17 protein-coding genes and 1 tRNA gene are annotated in these 18,081 nt (G+C 59.1%); 16 read left to right on the top strand and 2 right to left on the bottom strand.

Annotated elements, in window-relative coordinates:
• The first annotated feature begins 10 nt into the window (after positions 1-10).
• The 10 genes from HNR38_RS15440 to rnhB are packed head-to-tail and all read left to right on the top strand — an operon-like array spanning position 11 to position 10,513.
• Positions 11-850 carry a phosphatidate cytidylyltransferase gene (locus HNR38_RS15440; RefSeq protein WP_183705950.1) on the top strand — a complete coding sequence of 280 codons (840 nt, stop codon included), beginning with the start codon at positions 11-13 and terminating at the stop codon, positions 848-850.
• The gene (ispC, locus tag HNR38_RS15445; protein WP_183705952.1) at positions 850-2,037 is read left to right on the top strand and encodes a 1-deoxy-D-xylulose-5-phosphate reductoisomerase; all 1,188 of its coding nucleotides are present in this window, start codon (positions 850-852) and stop codon (positions 2,035-2,037) included. Before HNR38_RS15440 ends, ispC begins: the two co-directional genes overlap by 1 nt.
• A 43-nt stretch (positions 2,038-2,080) precedes the next feature.
• Positions 2,081-3,433, top strand: coding sequence for a sigma E protease regulator RseP (gene rseP / locus HNR38_RS15450; protein WP_183705955.1), 1,353 nt, complete (start codon positions 2,081-2,083; stop codon positions 3,431-3,433).
• A gap of 45 nt (positions 3,434-3,478) precedes the next feature.
• Positions 3,479-5,797, top strand: a complete 2,319-nt coding sequence (bamA, locus tag HNR38_RS15455) for an outer membrane protein assembly factor BamA (RefSeq protein WP_183705957.1) — start codon at positions 3,479-3,481, stop codon at positions 5,795-5,797.
• Positions 5,798-5,836: 39 nt separating this feature from the next.
• Positions 5,837-6,337, top strand: coding sequence for an OmpH/Skp family outer membrane protein (locus tag HNR38_RS15460; RefSeq protein ID WP_183705959.1), 501 nt, complete (start codon positions 5,837-5,839; stop codon positions 6,335-6,337).
• Positions 6,338-6,376: 39 nt separating this feature from the next.
• Entirely contained in the window at positions 6,377-7,402 is a 1,026-nt protein-coding gene (lpxD, locus tag HNR38_RS15465) for a UDP-3-O-(3-hydroxymyristoyl)glucosamine N-acyltransferase (RefSeq protein ID WP_183705961.1), read from the top strand.
• A 12-nt stretch (positions 7,403-7,414) separates the two neighbouring features.
• Complete coding sequence (gene fabZ, locus HNR38_RS15470; RefSeq protein WP_183705963.1) at positions 7,415-7,852, top strand: 3-hydroxyacyl-ACP dehydratase FabZ; 438 nt, start codon at positions 7,415-7,417, stop codon at positions 7,850-7,852.
• Positions 7,852-8,643 carry an acyl-ACP--UDP-N-acetylglucosamine O-acyltransferase gene (gene lpxA / locus HNR38_RS15475; RefSeq protein ID WP_183705965.1) on the top strand — a complete coding sequence of 264 codons (792 nt, stop codon included), beginning with the start codon at positions 7,852-7,854 and terminating at the stop codon, positions 8,641-8,643. The genes fabZ and lpxA overlap by 1 nt, the downstream gene beginning before the upstream one ends.
• Before the next feature lie 57 nt (positions 8,644-8,700).
• Positions 8,701-9,846 carry a lipid-A-disaccharide synthase gene (lpxB, locus tag HNR38_RS15480; RefSeq protein WP_183706047.1) on the top strand — a complete coding sequence of 382 codons (1,146 nt, stop codon included), beginning with the start codon at positions 8,701-8,703 and terminating at the stop codon, positions 9,844-9,846.
• The gene (rnhB, locus tag HNR38_RS15485; protein ID WP_183705967.1) at positions 9,836-10,513 is read left to right on the top strand and encodes a ribonuclease HII; all 678 of its coding nucleotides are present in this window, start codon (positions 9,836-9,838) and stop codon (positions 10,511-10,513) included. Before lpxB ends, rnhB begins: the two co-directional genes overlap by 11 nt.
• Positions 10,514-10,616: 103 nt before the next feature.
• Here rnhB and HNR38_RS15490 read toward each other — a convergent pair.
• Together HNR38_RS15490 and HNR38_RS15495 are read right to left on the bottom strand one after the other, a co-directional pair.
• Positions 10,617-10,693 (bottom strand) — tRNA-Met (locus tag HNR38_RS15490).
• Between the two features lie 157 nt (positions 10,694-10,850).
• Entirely contained in the window at positions 10,851-12,071 is a 1,221-nt protein-coding gene (locus HNR38_RS15495; RefSeq protein ID WP_183705969.1) for a GAK system CofD-like protein, read from the bottom strand.
• A 72-nt stretch (positions 12,072-12,143) separates the two neighbouring features.
• On the opposite strand from HNR38_RS15495, the gene HNR38_RS17585 reads away from it, so the two are divergent.
• From HNR38_RS17585 to HNR38_RS15525, 6 genes are read left to right on the top strand one after another with little or no spacing between them, the layout of a single operon-like run.
• Positions 12,144-13,802 carry a phosphotransferase gene (locus HNR38_RS17585; RefSeq protein ID WP_183705971.1) on the top strand — a complete coding sequence of 553 codons (1,659 nt, stop codon included), beginning with the start codon at positions 12,144-12,146 and terminating at the stop codon, positions 13,800-13,802.
• Complete coding sequence (locus tag HNR38_RS15505; protein WP_183705973.1) at positions 13,795-14,691, top strand: GAK system ATP-grasp enzyme; 897 nt, start codon at positions 13,795-13,797, stop codon at positions 14,689-14,691. The genes HNR38_RS17585 and HNR38_RS15505 overlap by 8 nt, the downstream gene beginning before the upstream one ends.
• A complete protein-coding gene (locus HNR38_RS15510) occupies positions 14,688-15,773 on the top strand; it encodes an HprK-related kinase B (RefSeq protein ID WP_183705975.1) in 1,086 nt (361 codons plus the stop codon). Before HNR38_RS15505 ends, HNR38_RS15510 begins: the two co-directional genes overlap by 4 nt.
• Entirely contained in the window at positions 15,773-16,456 is a 684-nt protein-coding gene (locus tag HNR38_RS15515) for a histidine phosphatase family protein (protein WP_183705977.1), read from the top strand. Before HNR38_RS15510 ends, HNR38_RS15515 begins: the two co-directional genes overlap by 1 nt.
• A gap of 12 nt (positions 16,457-16,468) precedes the next feature.
• The gene (locus HNR38_RS15520) at positions 16,469-17,803 is read left to right on the top strand and encodes a metallophosphoesterase family protein (RefSeq protein ID WP_183705979.1); all 1,335 of its coding nucleotides are present in this window, start codon (positions 16,469-16,471) and stop codon (positions 17,801-17,803) included.
• A complete protein-coding gene (locus HNR38_RS15525) occupies positions 17,800-18,063 on the top strand; it encodes an amphi-Trp domain-containing protein (RefSeq protein ID WP_183705981.1) in 264 nt (87 codons plus the stop codon). The genes HNR38_RS15520 and HNR38_RS15525 overlap by 4 nt, the downstream gene beginning before the upstream one ends.
• Positions 18,064-18,081: the final 18 nt, after the last annotated feature.

The following is an 18,081-nucleotide window of genomic DNA, read 5'->3' on the forward strand; positions in this document are numbered from 1 at the left end:
GACCCGAACCGTGCTCAAAACCCGAATCATCACTGCTCTGATCCTGGCCCCCATTGCCATTGGCGGGATCTTCTTCCTGCCGCCTCTTGGTTTTGCCCTGTTTACCGGTGTGGCGATCACACTGGGCGCCTGGGAGTGGGCAAATATGTCCGGTATGACCGGTCAGGCCAGTCGCGTGGCTTATGCCCTGATGGTGGCGGCACTGATGGTTCTGCTGGTTAACGTGCCCAAGGTGGCGATGCTGTGGCTGGCTCTGGCCTGGTGGCTGCTCTGTTTCCGGCTCGTGTCCCGTTATCCAGAGGGCGCGAATAGCTGGGGCGGCCGGATCCCCCGGGGCGTTATGGGGCTGGCGGTGCTTTTGCCTGCCTGGGTCGGTCTGAATCACCTGCGTATCGGTGAACTGCAGTTTGGTGTTTTTGATAACAGCCTGCTGGCGATTCTCTACATATTCCTCGTGGTGTGGGTTGCGGATATCGGCGCTTACTTTGCCGGCAAGGCCTTTGGACGGGCGAAACTGGCTCCCAGGGTCAGTCCGGGCAAGTCCTGGGCGGGCGTCTGGGGTGGTCTGACGGCTGTTGCGGTCCTTGCGATCGCGGCGGGGACGATTGCAGAGGCAGGCTGGAGCCAGACCTTCCTGCTGGTTGTGGCCAGCCTGGCCACGGGCCTGGTGTCGGTTCTCGGGGATCTCCTGGAAAGCATGCTCAAGCGTTTCCGCGGCATTAAAGACAGCAGCCATTTATTGCCCGGGCACGGAGGTATCATGGATCGCATTGACAGTCTGACCGCAGCTATCCCGGTGTTCGCACTGATTGTCACGTTGCTGGGCTGGCTCGAAACGGGTTACTGGTGATGGCGGACAAGCGCAGCGTAACCGTTCTTGGGGCAACCGGCTCCATTGGCCTGAGCACACTGGATGTGATCCGGCGGCATCCGGACCGTTTTGAGGTACAGGCACTGACGGCTGGGAGCCGGGCCCGGGAACTGGCGGCCCTGTGCCGTGAATTCCTTCCGGAGGTGGCCGTCATGGCCGATCCCCTGGCAGCGGAAGAGCTTTCCGGCCTGTTGGTGGACTGCCCCGAAATACGCGTGCTCTCCGGTGAGGAAGGGCTCTGTGAAGTGGCCGCTGGTGCTGGTTCGGATACAGTTATGTCGGCGATTGTCGGAGCGGCGGGACTGGCTCCCACGCTGGCCGCCGTTCGCGCAGGAAAGCGGGTGCTGCTGGCCAACAAGGAAGCTCTGGTCATGTCCGGGCAGCTACTGATGGATGCGGTGACGGAATGCGGTGCTGAACTGCTCCCTATTGACTCCGAGCACAATGCCATTTTCCAGTGCCTGCCGGCCGACAAGGTTCGTGATCCCGAGGCTGCGGGAATCAAACGGATTCTCCTTACGGCTTCCGGGGGACCGTTCCGTGAGCTCTCCGCCAGGGCCCTTCGTGACGTAACGCCGAGCCAGGCCTGTGCCCACCCGAACTGGTCCATGGGCCGGAAGATTTCGGTGGACTCGGCGACCCTGATGAACAAGGGGCTGGAACTGATCGAGGCCTGCTGGTTGTTCAATACCTCCCCGGAAACCGTGGAGGTTCATGTGCATCCGGAGAGTATTATCCATTCCATGGTGGAATACGCCGACGGCTCGGTTCTGGCCCAGTTGGGTAGTCCGGATATGCGCACCCCGATTGCCAATGGCCTGGCCTGGCCGGAGCGTATTGATGCGGGCGTACCGTCCCTGGATCTGTTTGCCATTGGGCGTTTCCATTTCGAGCGCCCGGACCTGGACCGCTTTCCCTGCCTGCGACTGGCTGCCGAGGCTTTTGCCCGGGGTGGCACCGCGCCGGCCGTTCTGAATGCGGCCAATGAAGTCGCGGTCGGAGCCTTTCTGGATGGCGGGCTGTGCTTTGCCGATATCCCCGTTATCATAGAGCGCACGATGCTGGCGGTGGACGTCACTCCGGCTGACAGCTTTGACATTATCTTTGCCAAGGATGCCGAGGCCAGGGCGGTGGCCCGGGAACAGGTGCACCGTCTTGCGGTCTGAATCCGGCATATCCCCGAGTCTCTGGCGAGGAACCGTATAACCTATGCAGATCATTCAGACGTTGTTGGCACTGGCGTTGACGCTGGGCATCCTGGTAACGCTCCACGAGTATGGACATTTCTGGGTCGCCCGCCGGTGTGGTGTCAAGGTTCTGCGGTTTTCTGTGGGCTTCGGCAAGCCTCTGTTCTCCTGGTATGACCGGCAGGGTACGGAATACGCAATTGCAGCGATTCCCCTCGGTGGCTACGTCAAGATGCTGGATGAGAGGGAAGGGCCGGTGCCCGAAGAGCTGCGGGATCAGGCTTTTACCTCCAAGCCGCCCCTGCAGCGCATCGCGATCGCCTCGGCCGGTCCTCTGGCAAACTTTATCTTTGCGATTTTTGCCTACTGGCTGTTGAGCGTGGTTGGTGTGACTACCCTGGCTCCGGTCGTGGGGCAGGTTAGCCCGGACAGTGTGGCTGACAGGGTTGGCTTGCAGCGCGGCATGGAGATTCACGCGGTCGATGGTCACCGGGTGACATCGTGGCGGGATGTGAACATGCGCCTGCTGGAACGTACCGGTGAGCAGGGTCAGGTGTCGCTTGAGGTGTCGGAAGACCGCGGGGCACGGGGCACGTTAACCGGGGCTCTGCAGGGCTGGAGCCTGAATGAGGAAACGCCGGACCCTCTGGCAGAGTTTGGTATTTCGCCCTGGCGCCCGGAGGTGCCTGCTGTTCTGGGCCAGGTGACCGACAATGGCCGGGCGAAAGCGGCGGGACTTGAGCCGGGTGATCGTATTGTCGCGGTCGATGGTGAGCCGGTAGCTGACTGGTATGACCTGGTGGAGCACATCCAGGGCGCTCCCGAGAAGACGCTTGAATTGACCATTGAAAGGAATGGCGAAACCCGGAATCTGGCGGTGCGCCCGGAATCCCGCACGCTTGAAAACGGCCGGGAGATCGGTTTTGTGGGCGCCGGAGCCGCCTCCGTGGATTGGCCGGAGGAGTTCCAGCGTGAGGTCCGCTTCGGGCCCCTGGCGGCGATTCCTAACGCTCTGAATGAAACCTGGGCGGATACCCGTTTGACTCTGGTGGCCATTGAGAAGATGATCACCGGTCTGTTGTCACCCAGGAACCTGAGTGGCCCGATCACCATTGCAAGGGTGGCTGAGGCCAGTGTAAGTTCCGGTTTCGAGGATTTTATCCGCTTTCTGGCCTATCTGAGCGTCAGTCTGGGTATCCTCAACCTGCTGCCGGTGCCGGTTCTGGACGGTGGCCATATTGTTTATTACACCATCGAAGCCATTCGCGGGAGGCCGGTGTCCGAGCAGGCGCAGGCCATTGGATTACGAATTGGTATGGCTTTGATTCTGACTTTAATGATGTTTGCTCTTTACAACGACCTGATGCGATTGTGAGAATTGCCAGCTCTTTACCGCACATTAACCAGGCGATATAACCGAATGAGACGTTCCCTTCTAGCTGTAGCCATTGGCCTTGCGATTAATGCAACCGGTATGAAGCCAGCCTTGGCGGATGAATTTACGGTTGCGGATATTGAGGTCGAGGGCCTTCAGAGGGTGTCGGCAGGTTCGGTGTTTTCCTCATTTCCGGTCAATATCGGCCAGCAGATCGATGAGACTCGTCTCGCATCGGCGATCAAGGAGTTGTTCCGCAGCGGCCTTTTTACCGATATTGAGGTGGCTCGCGACGGCAACGTGCTGATCGTGAATGTGGAAGAACGTCCCTCCATTTCATCCATCGAGATTGAAGGCAACGACAACATCGAAAGCGATATGCTGCTGGATGCACTGTCGGACGCCGGTATGCAGGAAGGCGAAGTGTTCCAGCGCGCGACCCTGGAACGCCTGGAACTGGAAATCCTGCGTTCCTACATCGCCCAGGGGCGTTACAACGCAAGGGTGACCGCCACCGCAGAACCCCAGCCGCAGAACCGGGTGGCTATCCACCTGGACATCAATGAAGGTTCGGTGGCATCCATCCAGCACATCAACATTATCGGCAACCGGGATTTCTCCGAAGAGGAACTGACCGACCTGTTCGAGTTGCGTACCAGCAGTTGGTGGAACTCGCTGACCAACAAGGACAAGTACGCCCGTGAGCGCCTCAGTGGTGATCTCGAAACCCTGAGGTCCTACTACCTTGACCGTGGTTACCTCGATTTCAATGTTGAATCCAGCCAGGTCTCGATCTCGCCGGATAAACAGCAGGTCTTCATTGCCATTTCCATCAACGAAGGCAAGCAGTACACCATATCCGATATCCGGCTGCGTGGTGACCTGATTGTCGGCGAGGAGGAACTGCGCAAGCTGATTCCGGTGGAGGAAGGCGACGTATTCTCCAGGGCCAAGATGACCTCCATCTCGGAATCCCTGTCCTACCGTCTGGGACGCGAGGGGTATGCTTTTGCCAACGTTGACGCGGTACCCGAGCCGGATGGCGAAGACACTGCGACCGTCACCTTTTACGTGGAACCGGGCAAGCGCGCCTATGTGCGCCGGATTAACTTTGAGGGCAATGTCTCCACCAAGGACGAGGTGTTGCGCCAGGAAATGACACAGATGGAGGGCGGCGTCGCCTCCACTGACCGCATCGAGTTCTCCAAGGATCAGCTTGACCGCCTCGGCTTTTTCCAGACGGTTGAAGTGGATACCGTGCCGGTTCCCGGCACCGACGATCTGGTGGATGTAAACTATTCCGTGCAGGAGCAGCCGACAGGCAGTCTGTCTGCCTCTGTTGGCTTCTCACAGAGCTCCGGCATCATTCTCGGGGCCTCCGTTTCCGAGAACAATTTCTTCGGGACCGGTAAGCGGGCTTCCTTCGGTGTCAATGTCAGCGATTCGGTGAAGAGCGCCAATATCTCCTACACCGATCCCTATTACACCGTGGATGGCGTCAGCCGTGGCTTCAGCGTCTTCGGTCGCCAGACCGATTACGACGAAGAGGACATCTCTTCCTACCTGCTGGATGAGTATGGTGCCAAGCTGACCTTCGGTTACCCGACGGATGCCTTTACCCGCATCAACTTTGGTCTGGGCGTGACACAGTCCAAGGTAAAAGATGGTCGCTACACCTCGACCGAAGTGCTGGAGTTCATGGAAGAGGAAGGCAATTCCTTCGTTAACTACTTCCTGTCCGGCAGCTGGCGGCGTAGCACCCTCAACCGCGGGGTTCTGCCGACCGACGGATACAGCCATTCCCTGTCGCTGGATGTGGCGGTTCCCGGCAGTGACCTGACGTTCTACAAAACCAGTTACAAGACCAACTATTACTTCCCGCTGACCGATAGTCAGCGTTGGGTCGTGCGGCTGCGTGGTGAAATTGGCTACGGCGACGGCTATGGCGATCGGTCCCGTATGCCATTCTATGAGCACTACTACGCCGGCGGCTTTGGTTCGGTTCGTGGCTACGAAGCCAATTCCCTGGGGAATACGGTGGTCAGCAATTACGATGGCGATGAGGATCCGTTCGGCGGCAACCTGCTGACCGAAGCTGGTATGGAGTTCATTGTGCCTACCCCCTTTGCCGGTGATACCCGCTCCATGCGTACTTCCCTGTTTGTCGACGCTGGCCAGGTATTTGATACCGACAGTGAGCCGGCTTACGATCCGGATCTGGGTGAAATCCGCGCGGCAGCCGGTGTAAGTTTCCAGTGGATCACGGCGGTTGGCCCGCTGGCATTCAGCCTGGCCAAGCCTCTGAATGACCAGGCGGAAGACGATACCCAGGTATTCCAGTTCTCGCTGGGTCAGACGTTCTGACGCCTGCGGAAAGCACGATAAAAATTCAAGGAGACTGACATGACCCGCATTCTCACCGTTCTGGGCACGGCCCTGCTGATGGCGTTTTCCGTACAGGTAAGCGCAGAAACCCGGATTGGGGTCGTAGACCTGCGCCAGGCGTTGTTTTCCTCCAACGATGCCAAGTCTTTCAGTGAGCAGTTGCAGCAGGACTTCAGTGGCGATGAAGCCCGCGTCCGTGAGGCGCAGGAGGAAGCCCGCAAGCTTCGTGACCGGCTGCAGAAAGACGGCGCCATGATGAACGAGAGCGAACGTCAGGAATTGACCGGTCAGTTCCAGCAAAAGGTTCAGGAATTTAATACGATGAAGCAGCGCCTGGATCAGGCCGTCGCTCAGCGTAAACAAACGTTCGTGGAAAACGAACGGCCGGAGATGGACGCGGCGGTCCAGGAACTGATGGAAGAGCACGATCTTGATCTAATCCTGCCGAGTGATGCGGTGGTGTATGTGAACCCCGAAATGAACCTGACCGACCAACTGCTGGAAAAACTGAACAACTGATCAATGTGGGGCTCCCCGGCCCCGGTACTGGAGACGGCGATGACAGACAAGTCCTATCGGCTGGGAGAGATTGCCGATGCGTTGGGAGCCAAGCTCCGGGGAGATCCCGACACGCTGATTTCCAGCGTCGCCACCCTGGGTGCCGCCGGGCCGGGGCAGATCAGTTTCCTGGCAAACCCGGCCTATGCCAAGTACCTGACCGACACCCACGCTTCCGCGGTGATCCTTTCGCCGGAGGCTGCCGCGGATTGTCCGACCAATGTCCTGTTACTGGACAATCCCTATCTGGGTTATGCTCGCCTGAGCCACTGGTTTGATCCAGCGCCGGTGGCGCCAGCCGGTATTCATCCTGCAGCGGTGGTCGATGACACTGCGACGGTGGATGAAACTGCCAGCATCGGACCGCATGCGGTTGTCGAGGCCGGTGCCTGCATAGGCGCCCACGTTGTCGTGGGAGCCGGCTCCATTGTTGGTGCCCGCACCAGCATAGGTGATCATTCCATCCTGCGCCCCCGGGTAACCCTGGCTCATGACGTGGTTGTAGGGCGTCGCTGCCATATTCTCAGTGGCGCCGTGGTGGGGTCCGACGGTTTCGGTTTTGCCAATGAGCAGGGTGTCTGGCATCGCATCGCCCAGTTAGGTGGAGTGGTGCTGGGGGATGACGTTGAGGTTGGCGCCAATACCACGATTGACCGGGGCGCTCTGGAAAACACCATCATTGGCGATGGTGTCAAACTCGATAACCTGATCCAGGTGGCCCATAACGTTCAGATCGGTGACCACAGCGCCATGGCCGCCCTGGTTGGCGTTGCCGGCAGTACGCGCGTTGGTCGCCATTGTGTATTTGGTGGGGCGTCCGGTGTTGCCGGCCATCTGGACATTGCAGATCACGTTCACCTGACCGGTATGACACTGGTTACCGGTGATATCCGGGAACCGGGCGTTTATTCCTCCGGCACCAGTGCGGATAACAACCGGAGCTGGCGAAAGAATGCGGTGCGTTTCCGGCAACTGGATGCCCTGGCGCGGCGTGTGCGAGAACTTGAGAAGAAAACAAAGGGCTGAGGCCGACAAAACATGATGTACATTGATGAAATTCTGGAATATCTGCCGCATCGTTATCCGTTTTTGCTGGTGGACCGGGTAACCGAGGTCGAGTCAGGGAAGTCGATCAAGGGATACAAGAACATCTCGTTCAATGAGCCGTTTTTTACCGGTCATTTTCCCAACAATCCGATCATGCCGGGTGTGCTGCTCATCGAGGCCATGGCCCAGTTGTCCGGTGTTCTCGGGTTCGTGACAGTCGGCCGTAAGCCCTCGGATGGCGTGGTACAATACCTCGCTGGTTCCAGCAAGGTCCGCTTCAAGCGCCCGGTGCTGCCGGGGGATCGTTTGGACATGGAGTCCGAGTTTGTCTCAGGCAAACGTGGCATCTGGCGGTTCAACTGCCGTGCACTGGTGGATGGCGAAGTGGTGTGTGTGGCAGAAATTCTGACCGCTGAGAGAGAAGTTTGATGGCAACAGACGACTGGTCGGGTGTTCATCCCCAGGCAATTGTAGACCCATCAGCCAAGCTGGCGAAGAACGTCAAAGTTGGTCCCTGGACCTATATCGGTCCCGGGGTTGAAATCGGTGAAGGCACCGAGATCCTCTCTCACGTCGTGGTCAAAGGCCCGACTATCATTGGCCGGAACAACCGGATCTTCCAGTTTTCCAGTATCGGGGAAGAATGCCAGGACAAGAAGTACGCCGGCGAGCCAACCACACTGGTCATCGGTGACGACAACGTGATCCGCGAGAACTGCACCGTTCACCGCGGCACGATCCAGGACCGCGGTGAAACCCGCATTGGCAATCGCAACCTGCTGATGGCCTATGTGCACGTTGCCCACGACTGCGTTGTGGGTGATGATGCCATTCTCGCCAACTGTGCCACGCTGGCTGGCCATGTCACCGTGGGCGACTGGGCGATTCTTGGTGGTGGCACAATGGTGCACCAGTTCTGTCGCATTGGCCCTCACAGCATGGCGGCCGGAGGCAGCATTGTGCTCAAGGATATTCCAGCGTACGTCATGGCCAGCGGCCAGTCCGCGGAACCCCATGGCATGAATGTCGAGGGGCTCAAGCGCCGTGGTTTCGGCAAAGACACGCTGTTGGCGTTGCGCCGGGCCTACAAGGTCATCTATCGCCAGGGTCTGACTTCTGAGCAGGCACTGGAAGAGCTGGAACAGCGCTTCGCCGATATCCCGGAAATTGCCCCCCTTCTGGATTCATTGCGGAAGACGGATCGCGGAATTATCCGCTGATCCGGCAGGAGCCTGCCGGTGACTTCTTCCCAGCCCGCTGTTATCAGCAACCGGTCCATGACCATTGCCATTGTTGCCGGCGAGGCGTCCGGCGATATTCTTGGCTCCGGACTTATCCGTTCACTTCGCAAGCGTTACCCTCGGGCCCGCTTTGTCGGCATTGGCGGTGATGAGATGGTCGCGGAAGGTTTTCACTCGCTGGTCCCCATGGAGCGACTCTCGGTTATGGGGCTGGTCGAGGTACTGGGACGCCTTCCAGAACTCTTCCGGATCCGGGCGCGCCTGCTCGATTATTTTTTTGCCAATCTTCCGGATGTGGTGATTGGTATAGATTCCCCCGATTTTACCCTCGCGATTGAGCGCCGTTGCCGGGAAGCCGGCATTCCCTCCGTTCACTACGTCAGTCCGTCGGTCTGGGCGTGGCGTCAAAAGCGTATTTTCAAGATTGCCCGCTCGGTGAATCTGATGCTGACCCTGTTTCCGTTCGAGGCCCGCTTTTACGAGGAGCATCAGGTTCCCGTTGCGTTTGTCGGCCATCCCCTGGCTGACCGCATTCCCATGGAGCCCGATACCGCCGGTGCCCGTTACGATCTCGGGCTGGATATCGCCCGGCCGGTCCTGGCGGTCCTGCCAGGCAGTCGCTCCGGCGAAGTGTCGAGGCTGGGCTCGCTGTTCCTGGAGGCCTCCCGCTGGCTGCAGGAGCGGCGCCAGGATTTGCAACTGGTGATCCCCTGCGTTAACCGTGAACGGGAGCAGCAGATACGTCAGTTGGTGGATGATCTGGACGTGCAGTTGCCGGTTACTCTGGTCAGAGGACGGTCCCGGGAAGTGATGGCCGCCAGTGACGTGGTGCTGCTAGCGTCTGGAACCGCCACACTCGAAGCCATGCTGCTGAAAAAGCCCATGGTGGTGGGGTACCGGTTGAGTAGTTTCAGTTATCGTGTGGTGTCGCATCTGGTCAACGTCCCCTGGGTGGCACTTCCCAATCTGCTGGCAAGAACCCCTCTGGTGCCCGAGTTGCTGCAGGATGAGGCGACGCCTGAAGCTCTGGGGGCGGCTGTGCTTGAGCGCCTGGAAAACGAGCAGGAACGCGGCCGTCTGCACAAGGCTTTTGCCGACTTGCATGAAACCCTGCGGCAGAATGCGGATGAGCGCGCCGCCAGTGCTATCTCTGACCTGTTGGAGGGCCGGGATGGCCGCTAGTCCGTTACCCCCATTTGAGTGTGCCTACAGGGGCTCGCTGTTGGCCGGCGTGGACGAGGTTGGGCGTGGCCCCCTGGTAGGCGCAGTGGTTACCGCGGCAGTGATCCTGGATCCTGATCGGCCCATAGCGGGCTTGATGGACTCAAAGAAGTTGTCGGAAAAAAAGCGCCTTCGGCTTTACGATGAAATTGTCGAGCATGCCGCTGCCTGGAGTCTCGGGCGTTGTGAGTCCTGGGAGATTGATCAGTTGAATATCTACCAGGCCACCATGCTCGCCATGGAGCGCGCGGTGGCCGGGCTCGCTGTCGCGCCGGAGTACGTTCTTGTCGACGGCAACCGCTGCCCAAAGTGGCGCTGGCCGTCGGAGCCGGTGGTTAAGGGGGACAACCGGGTGCCGGCGATCAGTGCTGCCTCGATTCTGGCCAAGGTAACCCGGGATCGCGAAATGCAGGTTCTGGATGAGCAGTATCCGGGGTTAGGGCTGGCTGGCCATAAAGGGTACCCAACGCCGGTGCATCTTGACGCGCTCAGGCGACTGGGTGTGACGCCCGAGCATCGGCGTTCGTTCAGGCCAGTGCGTGAGGTGCTCGATACAGTTGGGGAATATCGTGAGACCGGGGAAGGGAATTCCAGAGACCTGTACTACCCGGGAGATCTGTTCGAGTAGAGGGGCAGTCCGGTTCCGTCGCAGGTAAAAGGAGCGCTTGCTGGCCTATTGGCAAGGCAATAAAAAAGGCAGGTCAGTTGAAACCGACCTGCCTTTTTCTGTGTGGTAGCGGGGGCTGGATTCGAACCAACGACCTTCGGGTTATGAGCCCGACGAGCTACCAGACTGCTCCACCCCGCATCAAACTTTTTGTTGGCCGGTGTGTGTCCCGATCAACGTGGAGCGCATAGTACAGAGCGTTCCTGGGGGTGTCAACGGTTTTTGCTGAACTTTTTTATTTTCCAGAAATCAGACAGGAAGTATTTGAAAATTCGATCAAATATTGATCATTTCGGCTTTAGGTCAGTGCCAGCAGTGCCTCAGCCAGTTTGCTGTCGTCATAGCGGTTGAGGTCCGCTGGCTCACAGGCCAGGTCTACATCCACGATCTGTACGCCCATCGACTGCTGGATCTGTCGTGCCTGGCTCTCCGATATCGCCAGCAGTCGCGAATCAAGCAACAGGAAATCAACCGCGGGGCGGCCTTTGCCGTCCCCCTCTTTGCGTTCCCCAAGATGATCACCAAGCACCGCCACCTGATCGGCCAGTGTCATACCGAGGGTTTCCAGATCGGTTCCCAGGCTGGGAACATAAACACGGGGCGCCGGGTTCCTGTTCAGCGCCTTGGTAACACCTTTGGGTAAAAGATTGGCGATGACGCTGCTGTAGAAACTGCCCGGCGGAAAAACCAGCAGTTCCGCCGAATCAATCAGTTTACGGGTTTCCTTGCACACCTTTGATTCGCCCCGGGCGTCCACATCCTCCGCTTCTCCGGTCAGCCGGATGGTATCGATGGGCGAGTCGATTTCTGCGGTTTCCTTGCCGGTAAACCGGTGCTGGCCGGTGATGGTCCGGCCGTTCTGTAGCGACACCTGAAGTTGAAGATCAGCATCGGTGGTGGTCCGGACCGTGCCCCGTGTCTTGATCAACTGACTGAACAGAAACGCGATGGGGTCCAGTGATCGGTTGTGCAGGAGATAGCCACCGGTCAGGATAAGATTGCCCACGCTTGCGCCGGAGAGGTGAAAGTCCTCGGGCTTCTGTTCGCTGAACTCCCGTATGTAACTCTGGATCAGGGACCGCATGGGCTCGGCAATGGCTTTGAGTAGCCGGTGCCGACCTTCCGCCAGTTCCTGAAGGTTTTTTTCCGGTTCGGTCCTGTTGCCTTTACCACCCAGACGGTGGGAGAAAAGCGCGGCGATATCCGGATGGCCGGTGACTGAATTGTCGGCCAGCGACAGCAGGCGGGCTCGCAGATCGCCCACGGCGGGCATGGCAAACGCCTTGCGAAGCTCGGCGGAACTGCCGCCGGAGTCGAAGGGGGTGACAAGATGGATGGAGTTATGGGTATATTCCGCCAGAACCTGTGAAAAACTGCGCAACGCAGTCCCGCCACTGAAAAACAGGATCCGGGGCCCCAGTTCAGGCGCTTTGCGGTAACGGGCCAGGCGCAGGTCGTTGCCTCTGGACAGGCCTCGGGGAAGGTTGATTCCGTTGCGGCGGAGGCGGTTCTGGGGCATGGATCCGGTTACCCTTGTCATAAAGGTTTCACAGGGGCGCTCTTAGCATTGCGTCCCCGAGTCGCTTATAGTGTGCGTCATCCAAAGGTTCCGCAAAAGGTTAGAAAGACCATCAACGCATCAACTCTGGAGCAGCTCTATTTTCTGCGATTTGAAGTGGAAAATCACTTCGACCTGGCGGAACGTTATCTGACCCATCCGGGCGGGGCCGCTGCCCAGCGGCTGATGGACCGCCGTGGTTATCGCAAAACCCTGCTTGAAAAAGTGGAACTGTCGGTTGCTCTGGATGTGCGCCGTGCCAAGGTCGACGGGGTGCGTTACCAGCAATCAAAGTCCCTCGAGCGTTTGGCCCGGATACTGGATCAACTCGGGCAGGGGGGCCTTGAGCTGGCTGACATCCAGGGCTTGGCGGACCTTCCGGAAAAACCACGCAAGGCCTACGCAAAACTGACCCGGCGGGTTCGTAAATCCCTCGCACTTGTCGTTATCCACCCCGACGATGCCAATACCCGCCAGGGACTGAAGCTGGGCCGCCGTGCCTCCCGCTTGCGCAAGACGCTGGATGAACTGGCGGTTGGCAGGGACGATGCCGGCGGGCATGCCTTTTCTGAAGCGGCTTCCGTGTTCACCTTCCAGACCGGCCGGCTGATACACCTTCTGAATGACCTGGCCGATGCGTTGCTGGCGGCCAATTTCGGTCCTGCGGTCAGGCTTCAGAACTACAAGCAGCTGAAAAACGCGGCCCACGCGTTTTCTCCGGAGGCCGGGGAATTCGGGGTGGAGCGCCTGGCCCTTACCCGCAGTGGCAGTACCATAGCGGCCCTGAAGGCAGAGCACGCGCCAGGCAGTCATGTGATGGCAGTCTACAAGGAAGGCCAGGCGCAGAAAGTCCGGGAGGAGATTTCCGGGGTGGATCAGTGGCAACAGGTCTATCCCAAGGTCGCGCCGAAGGTGCTTTCCCATCAGGTGGGGAGCGATGACGAACTGGGTTCCATGGTCATTGAGCACCTGCCGGGCCAGACACTGGAATCGATGCTCCTCAACAGTCAGTGGCAAAGCGCCGGGTTGCTGATGGATGAACTGCTCCGCACACTGCGCAAAATCTGGAAGAACTCGCGAACCCGGGAACGGGCTGAGCCTGGGTATATGAACCAGTTGCGCAGCCGGATGCCGGAAACGAGAAAGACGCACCCGTCGCTGTTTTCGCAACCCCAGCGTATCTGTGGCATGGGCCGGCCCGGCTTTGATGAGCTGGTTGATCAGGTGGATGCCATCGAATCCCGACTGCGGGCGCCTTTTTCGGTGCTGATCCATGGTGACTTCAATGTGGATAACCTGCTCTACGATGAGCTCACTGGGCGGGTCTACTTCATCGATCTGCACCGGGCATCCTATTCGGACTACGTCCAGGACCTGTCTGTGCTCATGGTCTCCATTTACCGCTTGCCGGTGCTGGATACAGGCCCGCGAACACAAATGATGGCGCTGATCGTACAGATTTATGAATTCGCCAGGCGGTTTGCCCGGCGCAGTGGTGATACCGGGTTTGATGCCCGCCTGGCGATTGCGCTGGCTCGCTCCTTCGCCACCTCGACCCGTTTTATCTATGACCGAAGTTTTGCGAGGCGGTTGGCCTTTCGTTCGTTTTACCTGCTGGAAACGGTGGCTTCCCTGACACCGGAGAAAGCCGATCAATTCCGGTTATCCATCGAGGAGATTTTCAGTGACTGACAGACGTGTGGCGGTGATAGGGACACCGGGCAAGTGGTCTACCGAGGTGTTGGCCGATCATCTGGAAGCGCGTACGGGGTTCCGCTGTGTCGTGGATATGGCGGAGGTCGTACTGGAACTTGAGACTGGCCGCCTGCGCTTTGGCGACCTTGTCCTGAATGAATTGGACGGGGTGATTGTCAAAAAAATCAGTGAGGTCTATTCTCCGGCCGCGGATGACAGGATCCGGATGCTGTCGGCCCTTGAGGCGGATGGTGTGCGCTGCTTCAGTTCACCGCAACAGATTGGCAGGTTGATCAATCGGCTGGAGGGCACCTCAGCTCTGGCCAGAGCCGGAGTCGCTCTGCCGACAACCCGGGTGACAGAAAATGCTGAGGCGGCACTGGCCATTCTGGACGAATTTGGCAAGGCGATCCTCAAGCCGCTTTATTCGACCAAGGCGCGCGGAATGATGGTTCTGGACGCCCGCGACGGCCCCGGCGCCAACAGGGAGAAGCTCAGCCGGTTTCGCGCGGAGCATGGCCTGTTCTATCTGCAGAAGTTTGTTCATCTGGGCGGGCAGGACCTGGGCATGGTGTTTCTCGGCGGAGAGTATCTGTGTACCTACGCCCGCGTGGGTGATGCCGGTGCCTGGAATACAACCATCCACAGTGGTGGCCGTTACGAGCCCTATCAGGCAAGTGCCGAGCTCATTGAGCTGGGGCGCAGGGCCCAGGCCTGTTTTGAGCTGACCTTCACCACCGTCGACATTGCTCTGACCGATCAGGGGCCGGTGGTCTTTGAAGTATCAGCTTTTGGTGGCTTCAGCGGTGCGCGCAAAGGTTGCGGCATCGACGCAGCAGAGCAACTGGTAGACTACGTACTGAATGATTTTGGGAAAAATGAATGATCGATATTGTGGATGAGTCGGCGCTGGCCAGTGCCAGGGCGCGTTGCTGCTCGGAACTGACACTGGTCTTCGTGGGCATTCGCTTCCGGGTAGTGTCCGACTCTCCGGCGATTGTGGCGTACCTCCGTGATTATTACTCCGGACTGACCAGCGCCCGCAACGGCCAGGCAGAGCAGCGGATTTTCCTGATTAACGACGAGCCGGGCATCGAGGGCAAAGACTGGGCGCCGGTCAAGCGTTCCAAGGGCGGTTCCCGGGGGGCCAAGGAGGCATACTTTGATGTCTCTGACGGCCGCTGGATCCATAAGTTGCGCACCGGCATGGTCATGTTCCAGTCGCTTGAGGAGCCGATGGCGATCGGCGATCTGTGTGCCAACCGTGCTCAGGTGGTCAACTTTATCAACAATCAGTTCCTGAACCAGCACCAGCGTGAAGGCTACCTTCTGGGACACGCCTCGGCCTTTGAAATCAATGGGCAGGCCACGGCCATCGCTGCGGGTTCCGGTGGTGGTAAATCCACGCTGATGTTGCGGGCTCTGGAGGTTGATAAAACACGCTTTCTCTCCAATGACCGGATCCTGTTCCGGCCCGAACAGGGCCGGGTCCGGTTGCTGGGCCTGGCCAAGTACCCCCGGGTAAACCCCGGGACCCTGCTGCATTCGGAGCGACTGGCGGGTCTGTTATCCCCGGATGACCAGGCCCGTTTTGCCGCGATGACTTCCGATGAACTCTGGGACTTTGAGCAGAAATCCGACGTTATGATTCCCGAGGTCTATGGCGAGGGGCGGACCGCCGCTTCCGGCAACCTCCGTCGGCTGATCCTGCTGGACTGGAGCCGTGATGCTTCCGTGCCCACCCAACTGGTACCAGCGGATATTCATGAAACCCCGGAGATTCTCGAGGGACTGCGCAAGAGCCCGGGCCCGTTCTATCAGGATGAGGAAGGCACTTTTCCCCCGGAGAAACGCCAGCCCCTGAGCCGCTATGTCGAGAACCTGCCGGGAGTGGAGGTGCTGTGTCTGACCGGTAAAGTGGACTTTGATCGCGCCATTCAGTTGATGCAGGGCAGGGGTGTGCTCTGATGGCTGCGCTGGCGCTGATCCGGCATGGGGCGTACGAGCAGTTGCCCAATACCCCGAGTGCCCTTCAGCCCTATCCTCTGACACCCGATGGCATGGTGCAGGTGGCCTGCGAAGCCCGGGCCTTCGGCCAGTGGCTGGAGCAATCGGGGTATCAGCCGGAACCGGAAATTCACTGCTCGACCCTGCTCAGAGCCTGGCAGACGGCGGGCATCTATGCCCGGGAACTGGCGCGTTTTTTCCCCGACAGGCCGCAACTCAGAAGTTTTCCGGCCCTGTGTGAGCGCAGTGTCGGTGCTGTTGCCAATCTGAGTACCGACGAAATCGAGCGGATTGTTGATCAGGACCCGCGCTTTGAGTCCCTGCCGCCGGGCTGGAAGTCGGCGAGCGATTTCCGTCTGCCTTTCGACGGCGCCGAGTCGCTACTGGAAGCCGGCGAACGCGTTGCCGGCCATTTGCGGACCTTGCCGGTGTTCTCGGCCGACCGGCGCGTCCAGTTGGTCATCGGGCACGGCGCATCGCTGCGCCACGCGAGCTATCATCTAAATGTCATAGAGTTTTCGGATATTAGCCGGTTAAGCATGTTTTACGGCCACCCCGTGGTGATCGAGAAGCAGAAACGGAACTGGGTCCGCCTCTACGGCAACTGGAAGCGACGGCCGACGGCCAACGACCCGACTGACTAGAAGACACACGCCATGGCGAGATCAGCGTTCATTCCGAAGGTTCGTGACCACAAATACCACCAGGCGGTGCTCGACCGGATGCCCCGTGCGTGGGGCGCATGGCCCGACGATGAGGCGTCGGTCAATGACGACCAGGCTCTGGCTACTTTTCTGCGGCGATCACAGAAAGACAGCTTCGAATGGCCAAAGAAAACGGTGGTCTTCATCTCCGATCCCCATGCCGATGCCGAGGCGTTCGAAGCGTCCTTGATTGCCGCCGGTGTGATCGAACGGGATGGTGCCAGTCTCTGTGATTACGAGCTCACCCGCTTTGGCCGCAAGGCGGAAATCATTATCGGCGGAGATTGTCTGGACAAGGGACCCAGCAATCTGGATCTTCTGCGCAGCCTTGCGCATCTCTACAGACTGAAAGCGGACGTCACACTGCTGGCAGGTAACCACGATCTTCGCCTGCTGATGGGGCTGCTGGTGCTGGAGCGGGAGGCGGATACCGGCAGCCAGCATCTGTTTGTCCGGATGGGCCGAAAGGTGATCCCGCTGTTCCGGGAGGTGTTTGACCAGTACCTTGCCAGCACCCGCTGGGAGGAGGGGATACCACCGGAGGAGGCCTGCCGCGACCTGCTGTTTCCGGATTCGGACTGGTTCGATAACTTTCCCTTTTTTGCCGCCGGGTTCCTGACGCCGGAAGGCATCGAGCGCGAAATGCGCAAGATGGAATCCAAAATGGGCAGTTTTGAGCGCCACTGTCAGAATGCTGGCCTGACACTGCGGCAGGTTTACGCTGCCGCCATGAAGTGCCGGTCGCTGTTCCTCAAGGAGTCAGGCGAATTCAGCTGGTTTTTCAGAAAGATGAAGCTGGTGCGCCAGCGGGGCGCTTTCCTGTTCCTGCATGCCGGGCTGGACGATCATATGGCGAGCCTGCTGGCCAAACGCGGGGTGAAACATGCCAACCGTGCCTTCAAGAAAAACCTGATGACCCAGAACCTGTTCAGCTTCTATTACAGTCCGCTGGCCAATACCTTCCGGACCAAGTACCGCAAAGCGGATCTCCCGCTGACCGACAGAGGCGTAAAAGGTGCCAGGAAGGCGGGCATCCAGGTGCTGGTGCATGGTCACATCAATCAGCACGGTGGCCAGCGGATCAGCCTGAAAAACGGGCTTGTGCACATTGAGGCGGATATCACTCTGGATGCCCATTCCCGGAAGCGGGAAGGTCTGGAGGGCCATGGCGTGGGTGTCACCCTGATTGATCGCAAGCGCGGTGTTGTCGGCCTGAGCGGGGACTATCCTCGGGCCAAAGTATTCAAGCCCGGTCGCAAGGGCCGGCTGGTTGGAGCGAGTCAATGAAGTCGAAAACCAAATTCAGCCACGATTCCCTGTTGGACCGGCAAGCCACCCGGGACCTGCTGGTCACCCTGGCGAACGCAGTAAAAAAGGGCCAACTGGAATTTCAGGAGAGCGAGGGGGATCTGGTTCTGAGCCCGAAGAACCTGTTGCAGGTTTCTGTCAGGGCCAGCGACGGCGGAGACAAGCAGGAAGTGGAAGTGAAGATCAAGTGGCGGACAAAACCCAAGGAGATGTCCGACACCCCGCCCAAACTGAAGTAGGCACGGGCGGCACCGCAG

Source organism: Marinobacter oulmenensis (assembly GCF_014201735.1).
GTDB classification, from domain to species: Bacteria; Pseudomonadota; Gammaproteobacteria; order Pseudomonadales; family Oleiphilaceae; genus Marinobacter; species Marinobacter oulmenensis.

Bases quoted from the DNA above. Each gene is read 5' to 3' on its own strand.
- lpxA (WP_183705965.1), top strand. From the start codon at position 7,852: ATGGCAACAGACGACTGGTCGGGTGTTCATCCCCAGGCAATTGTAGAC.
- HNR38_RS15460 (WP_183705959.1), top strand. From the start codon at position 5,837: ATGACCCGCATTCTCACCGTTCTGGGCACGGCCCTGCTGATGGCGTTT.
- HNR38_RS15525 (WP_183705981.1), top strand. From the start codon at position 17,800: ATGAAGTCGAAAACCAAATTCAGCCACGATTCCCTGTTGGACCGGCAA.
- HNR38_RS15495 (WP_183705969.1), bottom strand. From the start codon at position 12,071: ATGCCCCAGAACCGCCTCCGCCGCAACGGAATCAACCTTCCCCGAGGC.
- HNR38_RS15515 (WP_183705977.1), top strand. From the start codon at position 15,773: ATGGCTGCGCTGGCGCTGATCCGGCATGGGGCGTACGAGCAGTTGCCC.
- lpxD (WP_183705961.1), top strand. From the start codon at position 6,377: ATGACAGACAAGTCCTATCGGCTGGGAGAGATTGCCGATGCGTTGGGA.
- rseP (WP_183705955.1), top strand. From the start codon at position 2,081: ATGCAGATCATTCAGACGTTGTTGGCACTGGCGTTGACGCTGGGCATC.
- fabZ (WP_183705963.1), top strand. From the start codon at position 7,415: ATGATGTACATTGATGAAATTCTGGAATATCTGCCGCATCGTTATCCG.
- lpxB (WP_183706047.1), top strand. From the start codon at position 8,701: ATGACCATTGCCATTGTTGCCGGCGAGGCGTCCGGCGATATTCTTGGC.
- ispC (WP_183705952.1), top strand. From the start codon at position 850: ATGGCGGACAAGCGCAGCGTAACCGTTCTTGGGGCAACCGGCTCCATT.
- HNR38_RS15510 (WP_183705975.1), top strand. From the start codon at position 14,688: ATGATCGATATTGTGGATGAGTCGGCGCTGGCCAGTGCCAGGGCGCGT.
- rnhB (WP_183705967.1), top strand. From the start codon at position 9,836: ATGGCCGCTAGTCCGTTACCCCCATTTGAGTGTGCCTACAGGGGCTCG.
- bamA (WP_183705957.1), top strand. From the start codon at position 3,479: ATGAGACGTTCCCTTCTAGCTGTAGCCATTGGCCTTGCGATTAATGCA.
- HNR38_RS15520 (WP_183705979.1), top strand. From the start codon at position 16,469: ATGGCGAGATCAGCGTTCATTCCGAAGGTTCGTGACCACAAATACCAC.